Origin of the sequence: Streptomyces sp. NPDC096136, assembly GCF_044763325.1 — a bacterium.
Classification (GTDB): domain Bacteria; phylum Actinomycetota; class Actinomycetes; order Streptomycetales; family Streptomycetaceae; genus Streptomyces.
In genome coordinates this window covers 302945-319825 of record NZ_JBIWFZ010000008.1, presented here as the reverse complement: position 1 = coordinate 319825, position 16881 = coordinate 302945, and the positions used below count along the sequence as shown (strand labels likewise).

General features: G+C 72.7%; 16 protein-coding genes and 1 rRNA gene. 14 read left to right on the top strand and 3 right to left on the bottom strand.

Going from position 1 to position 16881, the window contains the following annotated elements; all coding sequences use genetic code 11:
* The first annotated feature begins 137 nt into the window (after window positions 1–137).
* The 9 genes from rrf (at window position 138) to ACIRBY_RS19820 (ending at window position 7055) form a co-directional block, all read left to right on the top strand.
* A 5S ribosomal RNA gene (gene rrf, locus ACIRBY_RS19860) occupies window positions 138–254 on the top strand.
* 112 nt (window positions 255–366) lie between these two features.
* Window positions 367–1020 (top strand): HAD family hydrolase, encoded by a 654-nt coding sequence (locus tag ACIRBY_RS19855; RefSeq protein WP_403902027.1) that lies wholly within the window; start codon window positions 367–369, stop codon window positions 1018–1020.
* A gap of 43 nt (window positions 1021–1063) precedes the next feature.
* On the top strand, window positions 1064–2281 hold the full coding sequence (locus ACIRBY_RS19850) for an MFS transporter (protein ID WP_403902025.1): 1218 nt from the start codon (window positions 1064–1066) through the stop codon (window positions 2279–2281).
* Window positions 2232–3401 carry an acetoin utilization protein AcuC gene (locus ACIRBY_RS19845; RefSeq protein ID WP_403902024.1) on the top strand — a complete coding sequence of 390 codons (1170 nt, stop codon included), beginning with the start codon at window positions 2232–2234 and terminating at the stop codon, window positions 3399–3401. The genes ACIRBY_RS19850 and ACIRBY_RS19845 overlap by 50 nt, the downstream gene beginning before the upstream one ends.
* A 91-nt stretch (window positions 3402–3492) precedes the next feature.
* Window positions 3493–4323: a phosphatase gene (locus ACIRBY_RS19840; RefSeq protein WP_403902023.1), complete on the top strand. Its 831-nt coding sequence runs from the start codon at window positions 3493–3495 to the stop codon at window positions 4321–4323.
* 117 nt (window positions 4324–4440) lie between these two features.
* Window positions 4441–4650 carry a helix-turn-helix domain-containing protein gene (locus tag ACIRBY_RS19835; protein ID WP_008738568.1) on the top strand — a complete coding sequence of 70 codons (210 nt, stop codon included), beginning with the start codon at window positions 4441–4443 and terminating at the stop codon, window positions 4648–4650.
* Between the two features lie 133 nt (window positions 4651–4783).
* Window positions 4784–4882, top strand: coding sequence for a 30S ribosomal protein bS22 (locus ACIRBY_RS19830; protein WP_003948845.1), 99 nt, complete (start codon window positions 4784–4786; stop codon window positions 4880–4882).
* A 95-nt stretch (window positions 4883–4977) separates the two neighbouring features.
* Entirely contained in the window at window positions 4978–6027 is a 1050-nt protein-coding gene (locus ACIRBY_RS19825; RefSeq protein ID WP_403902022.1) for an NAD-dependent epimerase/dehydratase family protein, read from the top strand.
* Complete coding sequence (locus ACIRBY_RS19820; protein ID WP_403902021.1) at window positions 6027–7055, top strand: lysophospholipid acyltransferase family protein; 1029 nt, start codon at window positions 6027–6029, stop codon at window positions 7053–7055. The genes ACIRBY_RS19825 and ACIRBY_RS19820 overlap by 1 nt, the downstream gene beginning before the upstream one ends.
* Before the next feature lie 92 nt (window positions 7056–7147).
* Here ACIRBY_RS19820 and ACIRBY_RS19815 read toward each other — a convergent pair whose 3' ends face one another.
* From ACIRBY_RS19815 to ACIRBY_RS19805, 3 genes are all read right to left on the bottom strand, one after another.
* Complete coding sequence (locus ACIRBY_RS19815) at window positions 7148–8362, bottom strand: DUF5667 domain-containing protein (protein WP_403902019.1); 1215 nt, start codon at window positions 8360–8362, stop codon at window positions 7148–7150.
* Window positions 8363–8607: 245 nt separating this feature from the next.
* On the bottom strand, window positions 8608–9417 hold the full coding sequence (locus tag ACIRBY_RS19810; protein ID WP_403902018.1) for an ECF subfamily RNA polymerase sigma factor, BldN family: 810 nt from the start codon (window positions 9415–9417) through the stop codon (window positions 8608–8610).
* 339 nt (window positions 9418–9756) lie between these two features.
* The gene (locus ACIRBY_RS19805) at window positions 9757–10788 is read right to left on the bottom strand and encodes an HAD family hydrolase (RefSeq protein ID WP_403902016.1); all 1032 of its coding nucleotides are present in this window, start codon (window positions 10786–10788) and stop codon (window positions 9757–9759) included.
* A 99-nt stretch (window positions 10789–10887) separates the two neighbouring features.
* Between ACIRBY_RS19805 and ACIRBY_RS19800 the strand changes: the two genes are divergently transcribed.
* From ACIRBY_RS19800 to ACIRBY_RS19780, 5 genes are all read left to right on the top strand, one after another.
* Complete coding sequence (locus ACIRBY_RS19800; protein WP_403902015.1) at window positions 10888–11166, top strand: glutaredoxin family protein; 279 nt, start codon at window positions 10888–10890, stop codon at window positions 11164–11166.
* A 273-nt stretch (window positions 11167–11439) separates the two neighbouring features.
* Window positions 11440–12279: a redox-sensing transcriptional repressor Rex gene (locus tag ACIRBY_RS19795; RefSeq protein WP_403902014.1), complete on the top strand. Its 840-nt coding sequence runs from the start codon at window positions 11440–11442 to the stop codon at window positions 12277–12279.
* Complete coding sequence (locus ACIRBY_RS19790) at window positions 12276–14105, top strand: glutamyl-tRNA reductase (protein ID WP_403902012.1); 1830 nt, start codon at window positions 12276–12278, stop codon at window positions 14103–14105. Before ACIRBY_RS19795 ends, ACIRBY_RS19790 begins: the two co-directional genes overlap by 4 nt.
* Window positions 14102–15070 carry a hydroxymethylbilane synthase gene (gene hemC / locus ACIRBY_RS19785; protein WP_403902011.1) on the top strand — a complete coding sequence of 323 codons (969 nt, stop codon included), beginning with the start codon at window positions 14102–14104 and terminating at the stop codon, window positions 15068–15070. Before ACIRBY_RS19790 ends, hemC begins: the two co-directional genes overlap by 4 nt.
* Window positions 15067–16737: a uroporphyrinogen-III synthase gene (locus tag ACIRBY_RS19780; RefSeq protein ID WP_403902010.1), complete on the top strand. Its 1671-nt coding sequence runs from the start codon at window positions 15067–15069 to the stop codon at window positions 16735–16737. Before hemC ends, ACIRBY_RS19780 begins: the two co-directional genes overlap by 4 nt.
* Window positions 16738–16881: the final 144 nt, after the last annotated feature.

The following is a 16881-nucleotide window of genomic DNA, read 5'->3' as shown; positions in this document are numbered from 1 at the left end:
CAGATGTGGAAGCCCGGTAACGGGTGGAGCTGACTGGTACTAATAGGCCGAGGGCTTGTCCTCAGTTGCTCGCGTCCACTGTGTTAGTTCTGAAGTAACGAACTCGCCTTGTCGGCTTGAGTTCAACTTCATAGTGTTTCGGTGGTCATAGCGTTAGGGAAACGCCCGGTTACATTCCGAACCCGGAAGCTAAGCCTTTCAGCGCCGATGGTACTGCAGGGGGGACCCTGTGGGAGAGTAGGACGCCGCCGAACAATCATTGTGGGAAAGCCCCGCACCTTCTGGTGCGGGGCTTTTCTGCGTTTTCAGCCGTTTACCCGCACCGCCCTGCCGTGTACGTGCGCCGGGCACTCGTATGGTGGGCTGATGGTCTACCAGCTGGTCATCTTCGACAACGACGGCGTCCTCGTGGACAGCGAGCCGCTCTCCAACACCGTTCTCGCCGAGTACCTGACGGAACTCGGGCACCCCACCACGTACGAGGACTCCTTGCGGGACTACATGGGCGGCGCCGTGCACCGGATCCACGACGTGGTCCACGAACGGACCGGGCAGCGGCTGCCGGAGGACTTCGACCGGGTCCTCCACGAACGGATCTTCGCCGCCTTCGCCCGCGAGCTCCAGCCCGTTCCCGGGGTGACCGAGGTGCTCGGCGAGCTCTCCGCGCACGGGGTGCCGTACTGCGTCGCCTCCTCCAGCAGCCACGAGCGGATCCGTGTCGGACACCGCAGCGCCGGACTCGGCGAATGGTTCGAGGAGGAATGGATCTTCAGCGCCGAGGACGTGGGCCGGGGCAAGCCGGCGCCGGACCTGTTCCTGCACGCCGCCGACATGATGGGCGTCCCGCCCTCGCAGTGCGTGGTCGTCGAGGACAGCCCGCTCGGGGTCGAGGCCGCCCGGGCCGCCGGCATGGACGTCCTCGGGTTCACCTCCATGCTCCCCGCGTCGAAGCTTGCCGGGGCCACCGCCTGCTTCGGGGAGATGAAGGAGCTGTCCGCCCTGCTCGGATTGGGTGTGTGATCGCTCTACCCACGGGTAGGCGCGGGGCCTACGCTGTGCCGCCATGACAGATGACGTGCGGCTGCGGCGGGGCCGCGGCGCCCTCGGGTTCAGCTTCCTCGTGCAAGGGGTCACGTTCGCCCTGCTCGTGACCCGCATCCCGGCCATCCAGGACCGGTACGGGATATCCGACGGGCTGCTGCCGGCCTTCCTCGCCGCCGTGCCGGTCCTCGCCGGGGTCTCCAGCGTCGCCACCGAGCACCTGGTGAAGCGGGTCGCGCCCAGCACGGTGCTGCGGTGGGCGCAGCCCGTCGTCCTGCTCGCGCTCCTCGGAGTCGGGGCCGGGACCCGGCTGTGGCACGCGGCCGTCGCCCTGGGGGTGTTCGGGCTGGCGGTCGGGGCGCTGGACGCCTCGATGAACATGCTCGGGGTCAGCCTCCAGCGGGCGTACGGGCGCTCGATCATGCTCGGGTTCCACGCCGCGTACAGCCTGGGCGGGATCCTCGGGGCGTCGGCGGCCTGGGCGGGCGCGCACTGGCATCTGGCGTTGCTCACCGGGTACCTGCCGGCGGTGGCGGTCGTGCTGCCGCTGGCGCTGGCCGGGAGCCGGTACTACGTGGACACGAAGGCCGGGGCCGGGGAGGCCGCGCAGGGGTGGCCCGAGCGGGGCGGGCGGCTGCTGCTGCCGCTGTGCCTGGTGATGGCGTGCGCGTACATCGGGGACTCCACGGTGGCGAACTGGAGTGCCAAGTACCTCCAGGACGTGCTGGGGAGCTCGGAGCAGCTGGCGACCGTCCCCTACAACGTCTACATGGTGACCACGCTCGTCGGGCGGGCCGTCGGGGACCTCGGCGTGCGGCGGTTCGGGGCGGTGGCCGTGGTGCGCTGCGGGACGGTGGTGGCCGCGGCCGGGTTCGCGGTCGTGGCGGCGGCGCCCGGGGCGTGGACGGGGATGCTGGGGTTCACGCTGCTGGGGATCGGGCTCTGCGTGATCGTGCCGCAGACGTTCGCGGCGGCGGGGCGGCTGTTCCCGAACGCCTCGGACACGGCGGTGGCGCGGCTGAACATCTTCAACTACGTCGGGTTCCTGGTCGGTTCGCCGCTCGTCGGCGGGATCGGGGAGGCCTGGAGCTACCGGGGCGCCATGGTGGTGCCGATGCTGCTGGTGCTCGTCACGCTGCTGCACGCCCGCTCGTTCGGCAGGGTGGACCGGGCCCGATACGGTGTGCGGCATGAGCAGCCGCGGGTTGTTGATGTGGGACGAGGCGGTAACGGGGTATGACTTCGGACCGAGCCATCCGATGGACCCGGTGCGCCTGGCGCTGACGATGGGCCTGGTGCGGGCCTTCGGGCTGGACCGGGAGATGGAGGTGCGGGCGGCCCGTGCGGCCGGGGACTCGACGCTGAGGCTGGTGCACCGCGAGGACTACGTCGCGGCGGTGCGCGAGGTGTCGGCGGATCCGGGGGCGGCGGACGGCTCGTACGGGCTGGGGACGGTGGACGACCCGGCGTTCCACGGGATGCACGAGGCGTCCGCGCTGATCGCCGGCCAGTCGGTGGCGGGTGCGGAGGCCGTCTGGCGCGGGGAGGCGGAGCACGCGGTGAACTTCGCCGGCGGGCTGCACCACGCCATGCCGGGCGGGGCGGCCGGGTTCTGCGTGTACAACGACGCGGCGCTGGCGATCGCCCGGCTGTTGGAGCTGGGCGCCGAGCGGGTCGCGTACGTGGACGTGGACGTGCACCACGGGGACGGGGTGCAGGCGGCGTTCTGGGACGACCCCCGGGTGCTGACGGTGTCGCTGCACGAGCATCCGCGGACGCTGTTCCCGCAGACGGGCTGGCCGCAGGAGACGGGCGGCCCGTCGGCCGAGGGGAGCGCGGTGAACGTGGCGCTGCCCGCCGGGACCGGGGACGAGGGGTGGCTGCGGGCGTTCCACGCGACGGTGCCGGAGCTGCTGCGGGACTTCCGGCCGCAGGTGCTGGTGACCCAGCACGGGGCGGACACGCACTTCGAGGACCCCCTCGCGCACCTGGCGGTCTCGGTGGACGCGCAGCGGGCGGTGCAGGAGGCCTGCCACGCGCTGGCGCACGAGTACGCGGGCGGGCGGTGGCTGGCGCTGGGCGGCGGCGGGTACGCGGTGGTGGACGTCGTGCCGCGGTCCTGGACGCATCTGGTGGGGATCGCCGCGCACCGGCCGGTGGATCCGCGGTCGGCGGTGCCGCAGGCGTGGCGGGACGAGGTGTACGCGCGGACGCGGCAGCACGGGCCGGCCCGGATGACGGACGGGCGCGAGCCCGGGTGGCGGGAATGGGACGCGGGTTACGATCCTGCGGACCGCACGGATCAGGCCGTTCTGGCGACGCGTCGGGCGGTGTTCCCGTTGCGCGGGATGCTGGTGTGACGGGTGATCAGTCGGCGGCGTGATTACGCCAACGGTGGGGCTGTTCGCGGGAACTGATGATCCGGCAGATCGGGTGCGGCAGCATCGGAGGGTGTTGAGCGAGGGCGCGTTGCGCGCGCATCTGCTGGCCTCCCGGTTGGCCGGGCCCGTCGCCACCACCCGGGAGGAGAGCCTGCGCAGCTACCGGCTGTTCGCGGCGCGTGATCCCCGGGTGCTGCTGGGGCTGGACCCGGACGGCCGCTGGGACGAGGGCGCGCTGCTGGGGCTGATGGCGGAGCGGTGCGGGGTCTCCCCGGACCCGGCGCAGGTCAGCGGGCCGGACGTGATCGATCCGGAGCGGACGGTGGCCGCGTTGGAGGTGTTCGCGGAGCGGTTGCGGGAGGCGGTCGGGGCGCGGTCGCCGGTGCTGTTCGGCACGGGGCACCCACATCGGCTGCTGGAGTTCTACGCCGCTTTGGCGGGGGCGGTGTCGGCGGCGGGCTGTGTTGTCCTCACTCCGGCGCAGGGGGTCCATGTCGACATGGCGACCCGGTTCGGCGTACGGAGGCACCGGATCGATTACGTACGGGGAGTCGCATTGGTGCGGGAACCCGGCGCGCGGGGATCCGGGAGTGCCACCGGCGCACACACCCATTCGCCGCTCCCGGTTCGGGTCGCGCTCGGGGCGCTGGCGGAGTGCGGGGGGCCGCTCCCGGAACTGGTCGTCGGTGATCACGGCTGGGTCTGCGGTGCAGGTCAGCTCGGTGTGGAGGCGATCGGGCTGGCCGATACGGACGATCCCGCGCTGTTCGTGGGGGAGGCCGAGGGGCGGGTGGCGGCGGTGGTTCCGCTTGATGACGCGGTGCGCTCGGCTGCCTATGGACCGCTCACGCGGTTCGTGTTGCGGCGCGCCGGGCTGCCGGTGCGTCAGGAGTGGCCGTAGCTCCTCTTCCCCAGCCGTATCACGCGCCCCTACTCTGGGGAGTGAGCGTGCGACGACGAGGAGTAACCGGAGGGGAAGCCGGTGCCCCGTCATGCGCGGAAGGTCAAGGTGGGTGTCATGGCTGCTGGCGAGAGGCCTCTCAGTGAGGTTCAGTTCCTGACCGTGGCGGAGGTCGCCTCGGTGATGCGAGTGTCGAAGATGACCGTGTACCGCCTGGTGCACAACGGTCATCTGCCCGCGATCCGGGTGGGCCGGTCCTTCCGGGTCCCCGAGAACGCGGTCCACGAGTACCTCCGTGAGTCCTACGTGGGGGTGGAGTCGGCCTGAGAATGAGGCTCGGGCAACACCTGCGGAAGCCTCGGATTACAAGCTCAGAGCTCGGGCGGGTAGGCTAGGCCGACGTAGGTCGTGTGGGCCCAGACGCCCCGCACCGAGTGAAGAGAAGTGAGCGAGGGTAGTCGTGGGCTCTGTTATCAAGAAGCGGCGCAAGCGGATGGCTAAGAAGAAGCACCGCAAGCTGCTCAAGCGCACCCGCGTCCAGCGCCGTAACAAGAAGTAAACGGCAGCTGTACGTGTTCTCCGCAGCCCCTCCACCATCCTGGTGGAGGGGCTGCGGTGCAGCCGGGGGTACTTCTCGAGGGAGGCGCTGAGCTCGTGGGGAAGGTCGTGCTCGTCACCGGGGCTGCCCGGCAGCTGGGAGGCCGCTTCGTGCGCCGCATCCAGCGAGACCCCGAGGTGGAGCGGGTCATCGCGGTCGACGCCGTGACCCCGCCGCACCGGCTCGGCTCGGCCGAGTTCGTGCACGCGGACATCAGACAGTCCGCGATCGCCCGCGTGCTCGCCGAGCACGCGGTGGACACGGTGGTCCATCTGGCGGTCACCGGAGGCGCCCCCGGGGCGCCGGGCGGGCGCAGCGCCGTCAAGGAGACCAACGTCATCGGGACGATGCAGCTCCTGGGCGCCTGCCAGAAATCGCCGACCGTACGGCGGCTCGTGGTGAAGTCCAGTACCAGCGTGTACGGGGGGACGGCCCGCGACCCGGCCGTCTTCACCGAGACCACGCAGCCGAAGTCGCTGCCGTCGGCCGGCTTCGCGAAGGAGGCCGCCGAGGTCGAGGGGTACGTCCGGGGCTTCGCGCGCCGGCGGCCCGACGTGGCGGTGTGCGTGCTGCGCTTCGCGAACATCCTGGGGCCCTTCGCGGACTCGGCATTGGCGGAGTACTTCTCGATGCCGGTGATGCCGACGGTCCTCGGCTACGACCCGCGCCTGCAGTTCGTCCACGAGGACGACGTGGTGGACGTGCTGCGGCTGGCGTCGGGGGAGCCGCGCCGCGGGACGCTGAACAGCGGGACCTTCAACATCGCCGGTGACGGTGTCCTGCTGCTGTCGCAGTGCGCGCGGCGGCTGGGGCGGCCGGCGGTGCCGCTGCTGCTGCCCGCGGTGACGTGGGTGGGCCAGGCGCTGCGGGCGGTCGGGGCGACGGACTTCTCCCCGGAGCAGATCCGGCTGCTGACGCACGGGCGGGTCGTGGAGACCGCGCAGATGCGCGAGGTGCTGGGGTTCCGGCCGCAGTACACGACGGTGGAGACCTTCGCGGACTTCGCGCGCAGCCGGGGGAACGGGCTGCTGCCCCCGGAGCGGGTCGGGCGGGCCGTGGACCGGGTGGCGGCATTCTTGAACGTGGACGAGGGAGTGGAGCGGTAGTGGCGGACGCCAAGGTCATTCCGTTCGGCGAGGACCGGCCGCGCCGGCGCGGCGGTGGCGCGCGCAAGGCGCGGGCCGTGGACGCGGTGGCGGCCCCCTCGCGGCCGCCGGAGGCGGCTCCGCAGGAGCCGGGGCCGGTGGAGCTGGTGGCGCCCGTGGAGGCGCCGGCGGGCCGGGCGGGCGGCGGCGGTGACTGGGACCGGCGGATCGCGGGCGGGCTGGCGTTCCTGCGGCGGCGGATCACGGGCGAGTACGAGGTCGACGCGTTCGGCTACGACAAGGAGCTGACGGACCAGGTCCTGATGTCCCTGATGCGGCCGCTGTTCGACAAGTACTTCCGGGTCGAGGTCAGGGGCGTCGAGAACATCCCGAAGGAGGGTGGGGCGCTGATCGTGGCGAACCACTCGGGGACGCTCCCGCTGGACGGGCTGATGCTCCAGGTCGCCGTGCACGACCACCATCCGGCGGAGCGGCACCTGAGGCTGCTGGCGGCGGACCTGGTGTTCATGCTGCCGGGGGTCAACGAGCTCGCGCGCAAGGCCGGTCACACGCTGGCGTGCGCGGAGGACGCGCAGCGGCTGCTGGAGGCCGGGGAGCTGGTCGGGGTGATGCCGGAGGGCTTCAAGGGGATAGGGAAGCCGTTCGGTGAGCGCTACAAGCTCCAGCGGTTCGGCCGGGGCGGGTTCGTCTCGACGGCGCTGCGGGCGGGTACCCCGATCGTGCCGTGCTCGATCGTGGGGGCGGAGGAGATCTACCCGATGATCGGCAACGCGAAGACGCTGGCGCGGCTGCTGGGGCTGCCGTACTTCCCGATCACGCCGACGTTCCCGTGGCTGGGTCCGTTGGGTGCGGTGCCGCTGCCGACGAAGTGGACGATCCAGTTCGGGGAGCCGATCCCGACGGACGGGTACGCGGCGGAGGCGGCAGAGGACCCGATGCTGATGTTCAACCTGACGGACGAGGTGCGGGAGCAGATCCAGCACACGCTGTACAAGCTGCTGGTGCAGCGGCGGTCGGTGTTCTTCTGACCGTGCGGGTCCTGGGGGCTCCGCCCCCAGACCTCCGCGCCTCAAACGCCGGCGGGGCTGGATTTTCCAGCCCCGCCGGCGTTCGCGCGTGCCTACTCGGCCTCTTCCGCCTTGATGCCCAGGCCCGGGAGGAGGCCCGGGAGGAGCGGCGGGAGGGTGATGTCCGGGTGCGGGAGGTCCGGGGTCGCCGGGGCGCCCGGGGTGGACTGGCCCTGTGCCGGCGGGTGGAGCAGGCCGCCGGTGCCGCCGAGGAGGCCGGTGCCGGGCGCCGGGCTGCCGGAGGAGCTGGGCGCGGACGGCGGGGTCGGCTGTGAGGGGGCTCCGGACGCGGACGCGGGCTGCTGCTGCTTGCCCGGGGCCGCCGGGGTGCCCGCCGTGGACGGGCCGGAGCCCTGTCCGCCGCGGCTCTGCTCCGGGGGCTTCGGCAGGAGGCCCTGGAGCGGCTCCACGTCATCGTCTATGGCCTGGAAGACCGAGGTCACCTGGTCGCCGACGTCGTGCAGCTGCGGCGGGAGGTTGGACCGGAGCCGGCCCCACGCGTCGCGGTGGGAGCGGGAGAACGAGGACAGCGTCTGGATCGGGCCGAGCGAGCCGTCCCGTTCGTAGGCCGCCTGGAGGAGCCGGTGGCCCTCCGCCGCGTCGTGCTTCATACCCGCCAGGGCGCGCCGGATCTCGGCCAGGACCTCGTGGTCGAGGGGGCCGGACCGGCCGCGCTCCATCAGCCTGCGCGCCTCCGACAGGCGGTTCGAGGCCTGGTCGAGGTAGAGCTCGCCCCGGTCCGCGTCCTCGTCGGCCATGCCCAGCTTGAGGTCCTCCATGCCCAGCTTGACCGGGTAGAGGGAGTCACCGGGCAGGGCGTCGGTGCTGGCAGCGGCCACTCCGCTGAAGGCCCCGGCGGCCACACCCACGGTGAGTCCGCCCGCTGCGATGCCCTTGGACCAGCGGGAGCGGGGGCGCAATTTCCGGAGCGAGGTCGCCCGGTGGGCGCCGCGGCCGGTCCGCTGCTCGGGCACCTGAGGGTCCGGGGCGGCACCGCCCCCGGCCCTCTCCTCCATCACCATGGCCTCCATGGCGGCCACGAGCTGTGCTCGTTGCACCACTTTGACCTCGGGGTCCAGCACCGGGCGCGGCATTCTTTCGCCGAGCGCACTCGCCAGGGCCAACAGCCGGTCGTGGTCGGCAGATTCGGCAGGTGCCTCGGACTGCTCGGCCGCCGGTTCCGGTTCCGAAAGGTCGGACGGGGTCCGACCTTCCAGGGCCTGGGCGAAGGCGTTCGCCCGCCGGTGCGGAGTCACGTTCGCGATCACTGGCGGCACCTCCTCTCGTCATGACGATCGACTCCCCAAGGTGTCCGGAGGGTTGCCTTCCTTGAGCACATCCACACTTTCGGGTGAGCGGCTTCGGGCAGGGCGTGTCCACAGGGAGCCTGCATTCCGCACAACGAGCGGCGCGGCACTTGGGTTACGGACGAAGGATGATCGGACCACAGCGTCATCGAGGGGTCACCGGGTGTGAGGTCGTCGTGTTCTTTCGCGGGCGTGGTTCGCCGGCGTCAGCGGGCGTCGTCCGGCAGCAGGCGGGCGAGGGTGCGGACCGCCCGGTACTGGAGCGTTTTGATCGCACCCTCGTTCTTCCCCATGACCCGGGCCGTCTCGGCGACCGAGAGGCCCTGGAGGAAGCGGAGGGTCACGCACTCCTGCTGCTGCGGGTTGAGTTTGCGCACGGCTTCGAGGAGGGCCGCGTTGGAGAGGGACTCCAGGACGGAGTCCTCGGGGCTGCGCTCCACCTCGTTGGCGTCGAGCATCTCGCCGGTGGTGACCTCCAGGCGGAAGCGGCTGGACTTGAAGTGGTCCGCCACCAGGTTCCGCGCGATGGTCACCAGCCAGGCGCCGAAGTCGCGGCCCTGCCAGGTGAAGGTGGAGATGCGGCGCAGCGCGCGCAGGAAGGTCTCGCTGGTGAGATCCTCCGCGGTCGCCTTGCCGCCGACGCGGTAGTAGATGTAGCGGTACACCGTGTCGCTGTACTGGTCGTAGAGGCGGCCGAAGGCCTCGGCCTCGCCCGCCTGGGCGCGTTCGACCAGGTCCATCATGCGGGCCTGGTCGCTGTCCGCCGTGGGGCGACGGGCGGTGGGCGCGCTCGTGCCGCCGCCGGCGGCCGAGCCCGCGCTGGAGCGACCTCGTCTGCCCACCGTCGCTCCGCCGTCGGTCAGGGCGTAGCAGGGACCGGCCGGGCCGAGGCCGGCAGGGACGGCGGCGAAGGCGGGGACGGCGTACGCGGTGGGGACGAAGCCGCGCAGGTGGTCGAGGACCGTTGCGCGCAGCGTAGCCAGGCCCGAGGCGTCAACCCCGACAGGTGGGTACACGGGACTCCCAGAGGCAGAGCTTCCATCACGTGCAGTGCGGGACCGTTCACCCGTCGTGGCGACAGGCGGGCGGCGGCATGCGTCTGAGGAGAATAACGCTTCGTACAGGCAGCGCTACACCCAGTTGCTGAAATCACCGGTTCCGACACTTCCGTTGCGTGTCGAGGGCATATTCAGGCCTGGTTCGTGATCAGTTGCTGATCACTTCAGTGCGCGGAATGGAAGCTTCCAGGGTGCCCGCGACCGAGTCGGGCAGGCCGGAGTGCCGCGCCGGGGGCGCGGGTAGAGGGGAGCGGATGAGCGCCGGGCCGCCCGCGGAAGGGGCGTCGCCCGGCGTCGCTACTTGCGGCGGCGGTGCAGGGCGATGGCGGCGGCCGCGCCGCCCGCGATCGCTCCGACGCCGGCCGCGGCCGGGACGCCGACCTTCACGGCCTTGCGCCCGGTCCGGTAGTCGCGCAGCCGCCAGTCGTGCGCACGGGCGTGCTTGCGCAGTTTCGTGTCGGGATTGATCGCGTACGGATGCCCGACCAGCGACAGCATCGGGATGTCGTTGTGCGAATCGCTGTACGCGGCGCAGCGCGCGAGGTCCAGGTCCTCGGCGGCGGCCAGCGCGCGCACCGCCTCGGCCTTGGCGGGGCCGTGCAGCGGCTCGCCGACCAGGCGGCCGGTGTAGACCCCGTCCACGGACTCGGCGACGGTGCCCAGGGCGCCGGTCAGGCCGAGCCGGCGGGCGATGATCGTGGCGGTCTCGACGGGGGCGGCGGTGACGAGCCAGACCTTCTGGCCGGCGTCGAGGTGGGCCTGGGCCAGGGCGCGGGTGCCCGGCCAGATCCGCTCGGCCATGTACTCGTCGTAGATCTCCTCGCCGATCGACATCAGTTCGGAGACCTTGTGGCCCTTGACGATGGACAGGGCGCTGTCGCGGGCGTCCTGCATGTGGTCGGGGTCCTCGACCCCGGCGAGCCGGAACCAGGCCTGCTGCCAGGCGAAGCGGGCCAGTTCGCGGCGGCGGAAGAACTCGCGCTTGTAGAGGCCGCGGCCGAAGTGGAAGATCGCGGCGCCCTGCATGACGGTGTTGTCGAGGTCGAAGAAGGCGGCGGCGAGGTCGTCGCCGGGGACCGGGAACGCGGGCTCGGCCGCGGTCGCCGGCTCGGCGTCCGCGGCTGCGTCCGGCTCCCGCGCGGTGTCCGCGGCGGTCTCGGTTCCGGTTCCGCTTGCGGTCTCGGGGACCTCCGGCGCCGCCGGGGCGGCCTGCGGTGGTGCGTCGGACCGCGCGGTCTTGCGGGCGGCCTCGGCCGAGGCCTCGCCTGCCAGCACGCTCCGTGCTGTCGCGGAGCGTCTACGGGGGGTGAGCCATCCCAGAGCGGCCATGACGCGAGCATAGCCACTGTGTTCGGGAGTTCCCGAACCGCCGGGAAACAGGGCGGTTAACTCTTCGGGCACACGGGCGCGGCGCGGGACAATGGCCGCATGAGCCCTTTGCTGCGCCGTAAGGAAAAGAAGCGTCCCGACGAGCGGATGGTGACGCTCATCGGGAAGCCCGGGTGCCATCTCTGCGACGACGCCCAGGAAGTGATCGAGAAGGTGTGCGCCGAGACCGGTGCGCAGTGGGAGAAGAAGGACATCTCGCAGGACGAGGAGCTCTACCGCCGGCACTGGGAACAGATTCCGGTCGTGCTGGTGGACGGCGAACAGCACACCTTCTGGAGGGTGAACCCCGACCGTCTTCGACGGGCATTGGGGGTCTGACCCTCCGGGCCGTTACCATCATGGGCGATTTATGGGGACTCGGGGGCGTATCGATGAGGAGTGTGTACCGCTTTGCCCCCCTCGGGATTTGAACGGGTTCGGCCCGTTCCCGGGTCAGGCCCCGCGCGCCCAGCCTGCGTGACCCCGGTCACTTTGCTCGGACAAAGCGGACACAATCTTTGTGCACGCGTTCACAAAGACATAGCCTGCTTTCGACGGGGCGGTCCTGGGACACGAGGCCGCCTACAGCCCCGCTCATCCCGCAGGAGCATCGTGGCAACTGGCCGAACTCACCGACCGGCGACCCGCAGCCGAGGTATTCCCGAGGCCACTGTCGCCCGGCTTCCGCTGTACCTGCGCGCACTCACCGCGCTCTCCGAGCGCTCGGTCCCCACGGTGTCCTCCGAGGAGCTCGCGGCCGCCGCCGGAGTGAACTCCGCGAAGCTGCGCAAGGACTTCTCGTACCTCGGTTCCTACGGCACGCGGGGCGTGGGATACGACGTCGAGTACCTCGTCTACCAGATCTCCCGTGAGCTCGGGCTGACCCAGGACTGGCCCGTCGTCATCGTCGGCATCGGCAACCTCGGCGCCGCCCTGGCCAACTACGGCGGTTTCGCCTCGCGCGGCTTCCGCGTGGCCGCGCTGATCGACGCCGATCCGGCGATGGCCGGGAAGCCGGTGGCGGGCATGCCCGTGCAGCACACCGACGACCTGGAGAAGATCATCGAGGAGAACGGCGTCTCCATCGGGGTCATCGCGACCCCGGCGGGCGCCGCGCAGCAGGTCAGCGAGCGGCTGATCGCCGCCGGTGTGACCTCCATCCTGAACTTCGCGCCCACCGTGCTCCAGGTCCCGGACGGGGTGGACGTGCGCAAGGTCGACCTCTCGATCGAGCTGCAGATCCTGGCCTTCCACGAGCAGCGCAAGGCCGGCGAGGAGACGGGCGCCTCCGCCGAGGCCGCCCCCGGCGCGGGCGCCGGCGCGGGTACCGGTGCCACCGGCGGGACCGGGGCGGCTCCGGCCGCCGCCGTCGAGCCGCCGGCCGGCCGGGGCGCCGCCACCTCCCGCAAGAACGGGCCCGACGGCGACGTTCCGGCGGTGATGCCGGCATGAGTCTGCTCGTCGTTGGCCTGAGCCACCGCAGCGCGCCGGTGAGCGTGCTGGAGCGGGCCTCGCTGTCCGCCGACGCCAAGGTCAAGCTGCTGCACGACACCCTGGCCGCCGAGCCGGCGGCCGAGGCGACCGTGCTGGCCACCTGCAACCGGATCGAGCTGTACGCCGACGTGGACAAGTTCCACGCCGGTGTCGCCGAGCTGTCCACGCTGCTGGCCCAGCACAGCGGGGTCGCACTGGAGGAGCTCACCCCCTACCTGTACGTCCACTACGAGGACCGGGCGGTGCACCACCTGTTCTCGGTGGCGTGCGGGCTGGACTCGATGGTGGTCGGCGAGGGGCAGATCCTCGGCCAGATCAAGGACGCGTTGGCGCTGGGGCAGGAGCTCCACACCGCCGGGCGGCTGATCAACGACCTCTTCCAGCAGGCGCTGCGGGTCGGCAAGCGGGCGCACTCGGAGACCGGGATCGACCGGGCCGGGCAGTCGCTGGTGACCTTCGGCCTGGAGCAGCTGGCCGTGCGCGAGCCGGTCGCCGACTGGGCCGCGGGCAAGCGGGCGCTGGTGATCGGCGCCGGGTCGATGTCCTCGCTGGCCGCCGCCACGCTCGCGCGGGTGGGGGTCGCGGAGATCGCCGTCGCGAACCGGACCGCGGAGCGGGCGGAGCGTCTCGCGGAGATTCTGGTTGCCTCGGGCACCGGTGTGCGGGCGTGGGCGGTTCCGATGTCCGCCGTCGCGGACGAGCTGGCGCTGGCCGATGTGGTGGTGTCCTGCACGGGGGCCACCGGGCTGGTGCTGACCGGGGACGACGTCGCCGCGGCGGTGTCGGGCGGCCCTGCGGGGCATTCCCCCACCCCGCCCCTTCCCGAAACCGGCGCTGCGCCCCAGACCCCCCGGGGGCTCCGCCCCCAGATCCCCGCTCCTCAGAGGCCGGCGGGGCCGGACTCGGCTGAGGCCGGAGCGCAGGCGCCCCTGGCGCCGGGCGCGGCCGACGGCTCCGCCGTGGCCGGGCGCGCGCCGCAGCCCGTGGCGGTCGCCGCGCCGGACGCCGAGCTCGTCGCCCGGCTCGTCGCCGCCGCCGAAGGCGGGCGGCGGCTCGCCGACGCCGGGGCCGCGCGGACCATCACCGCCGCCGGCCAGGCCGGCGTCGACGCCTGTCCGGTCGAGGTGCCGGCGGGCGACGGGCGGTCCGCGCTGGCCGGGGTGGACGCCGGTTCGCTGGAGCTGCACGGCGCCTGGGCCGATCAGGGCGGCGCCCCCGCCCAGCGGCAGCCGCGGCGGGAGAACCGCGCCCACGGCGACGGGGCCCCCGTACGCCTCGCGCTGCTGGACCTGGCCATGCCCCGGGACATCGACGCCGCCGTGCACCGGATCCCGGGCGTGCGCCTCGTGGACATCGAGAGCCTCGCGGAGGCGTCCGCGGACGCGCCGATGGCCGCCGACGTCGACGCCGTGCGCGGGATCGTGGCCGAGGAGGTGGCCGCCTTCGGCGCCGCCCAGCGGGCCGCGCACATCACCCCCACCGTCGTCGCCCTCCGGGCGATGGCCGCCGAGGTCGTCGCCATGGAGGTGGCACGGCTCGACGGGCGGGTACCCGACCTCGACGAACGGCAGCGCGCGGAGGTCACCCAGACCGTGCGCCGCGTCGTCGACAAGCTCCTCCACGCGCCGACCGTGCGCGTGAAGCAGCTCGCGAGCGAACCCGGTGGCGCCGGGTACGCCGACGCGCTGCGTGAACTCTTCGACCTCGACCCTCAGACGGTGGCATCCGTCAGCCGGGCGGACGCGGCCGATCCGAAGAACGACGACCCAGGACGGGCATCATGAACTCACGTCCCGACCAGCCCCTCAGGCTCGGCACGCGGCGCAGCAAGCTGGCCATGTCCCAGTCCGGGCACGTCGCCGACGCGGTCCGGGCGGTCACCGGCCGGCCCGTGGAGCTCGTGGAGATCACGACGTACGGCGACGTGTCCCGCGAGAACCTCGCGCAGATCGGCGGCACCGGCGTCTTCGTCACCGCCCTGCGCGACGCGCTGGTGCGCGGCGAGGTCGACTTCGCCGTGCACTCGCTGAAGGACCTGCCGACCGCGCAGCCCGACGAGCTGGTCATCGCCGCCATGCCGAAGCGGGAGGACCCGCGCGACGCCCTCGTGGCGCGCGACGGGCTGACCTTCGAGCAGCTGCCCGACGGCGCCCGGGTCGGTACCGGCTCGCCGCGCCGCATGGCGCAGCTGCACGCGTACGCCAAGGGGCTGGGCAAGCGCATCGAGTGCGTGGCCATCCGGGGCAACGTCGACACCCGGATCGGGTTCGTGCGGGACGGGGAGCTCGACGCCGTCGTGCTCGCCGCCGCCGGCCTGAACCGGATCGGGCGCGGTGACGAGGCGACCGACCTGCTGTCGGTCGACAACGTGCTGCCCGCCCCCGGCCAGGGAGCCCTGGCCGTGGAATGCCTCGCCTCCGACGCGGACCTCATCGCCGCGCTCGGCCGGCTCGACGACCCGCAGACCCGGGCCGCGGTGACCGCGGAGCGTTCCCTGCTCGCCGCGCTGGAGGCCGGCTGCAGCGCGCCCGTGGGCGCGCTCGCCGACCTGCTGTCCGACGGTCAGATTGTCAATGAAATGCGCCTGCGTGGTGTCGTGGGAACCCTCGACGGTTCCACGCTGGTGCAGCTGTCCACCACCGGTCCCGTGCCCCAGTCGTACGACGAGGCCATGGCGCTCGGCCGTGAACTCGCGGACGAGATGCTGGCCAAGGGCGCGGCCGGTCTGATGGGGGAGCGATCCCTTTGAACCCCTCAAGCCCCACCACCTCCGCTTTCCCGGCCGTCGCGGTCCAAGGGCTCGTCACCTTCCTGGGTGCCGGCCCCGGCGACCCGGGTCTGCTGACGCTGCGCGCCGTCGAGGCGCTCGCGGCCGCGGACGTACTGATCGCCGAGCCCGAGGTGCTCGACGTCGTACGGACCCACGCGCGCGCGGGCGTCGACACGCCGCAGCTGACGGTCGCTGACGAGAAGTCAGCAGCCGCCGGGGTCCCGGTGATCCGCGACGCCGCCAATCTTGTCATGGAGGCCGCGCGCTCCGGCAGGCGGGTCGTCCGTGCCGTCACCGGCGACCCGGGGCTCGACGGGAACGCCGCCGCCGAGATGCTGGCCTGCGCGAACGAGGGGATCCCCTTCGAGGTCGTGCCCGGCGTCGCGACCGCAGTCGGCGTGCCCGCCTACGCGGGCGTGCCGCTGCGCGGCGACAAGGGCGCGGACGTGCGCTTCGTGGACGCCCGGCACGCCTCGGCGCGCTGCTGGGCCGAGGTGGGCGCCAGCGAGGGCAGCGTCGTGGTCGTCTCCGCCACGCTGGAGACGGTCGCCGCCGCGGCCGCCGAGCTGGTGTCGGCCGGGCGGGGGCCGGAGACGCCGCTGACGGTGACCGTCGGCGGTACGACGACCCGGCAGCGGACCTGGACCGCGACCCTGGGCACCATCGCCCAGGTGTTCAAGCAGGGCAAGGTGCTCCCGTCGCCCGAGGGCGCGCGCCCGGTCATAGCCGTGGTCGGCGAGCAGGGCGCCGCCGCGCGCCGCGAGGAGCTGGCCTGGTTCGAGTCGAAGCCGCTGTTCGGCTGGCGGGTGCTCGTGCCGCGCACCAAGGAGCAGGCCGCTTCGCTCTCCGACCAGCTGCGTTCGTACGGCGCGGTGCCGCACGAGGTGCCGACCATCGCCGTGGAGCCGCCGCGCACCCCGCAGCAGATGGAGCGGGCGGTCAAGGGCCTGGTCACCGGCCGCTACGAGTGGATCGCCTTCACCTCGGTGAACGCGGTCAAGGCGGTGCGGGAGAAGTTCGAGGAGTACGGGCTCGACGCGCGCGCCTTCGCGGGCATCAAGGTCGCCGCGGTCGGCGAGCAGACGGCCGCCGCGCTGGTCGAGTTCGGCGTCAAGCCGGACCTGGTGCCGAGCGGCGAGCAGTCGGCCGCCGGGCTGCTGGAGGACTGGCCGCCCTACGACCCGGTCTTCGACCCGATCGACCGCGTCTTCCTGCCGCGCGCCGACATCGCCACCGAGACCCTGGTGGCCGGCCTGATCGAGCTGGGCTGGGAGGTCGACGACGTCACCGCCTACCGGACCGTGCGCGCCTCGCCGCCGCCGGCGGACACCCGTGAGGCGATCAAGGGCGGAGGCTTCGACGCCGTTCTCTTCACGTCGTCCTCGACCGTCCGCAACCTGGTCGGCATCGCGGGCAAGCCGCACAACGTGACCGTCATCGCCTGCATCGGCCCGGCGACGGCCAAGACGGCGGAGGAGCACGGCCTGCGCGTGGACGTGCTGTCGCCCGAGCCGAGCGTGGGCAAGCTGGCGGAGGCGCTGGCCGCGTACGGGGAGGCCCGCCGCGAGGCGGCCAAGGAGGCCGGCGAGGCCGTGGCCCGGCCCAGCGAGCGCCGTCCGGGCGCGCGGCGCCGCCGTACGACGTGAGCGGGCCGGCGGCGTTAGCCGGGTTACGTACGGGAGGGGTCCGGGTGCGCAGAGCGCCCGGGCCCCTTCGGCGTGCTGCCGGGCGGCCGGCCGCCGGTGCCGGGCGCGGGGGAGGGACGCCCTAGGCTGGGGGCGACTGCTGTC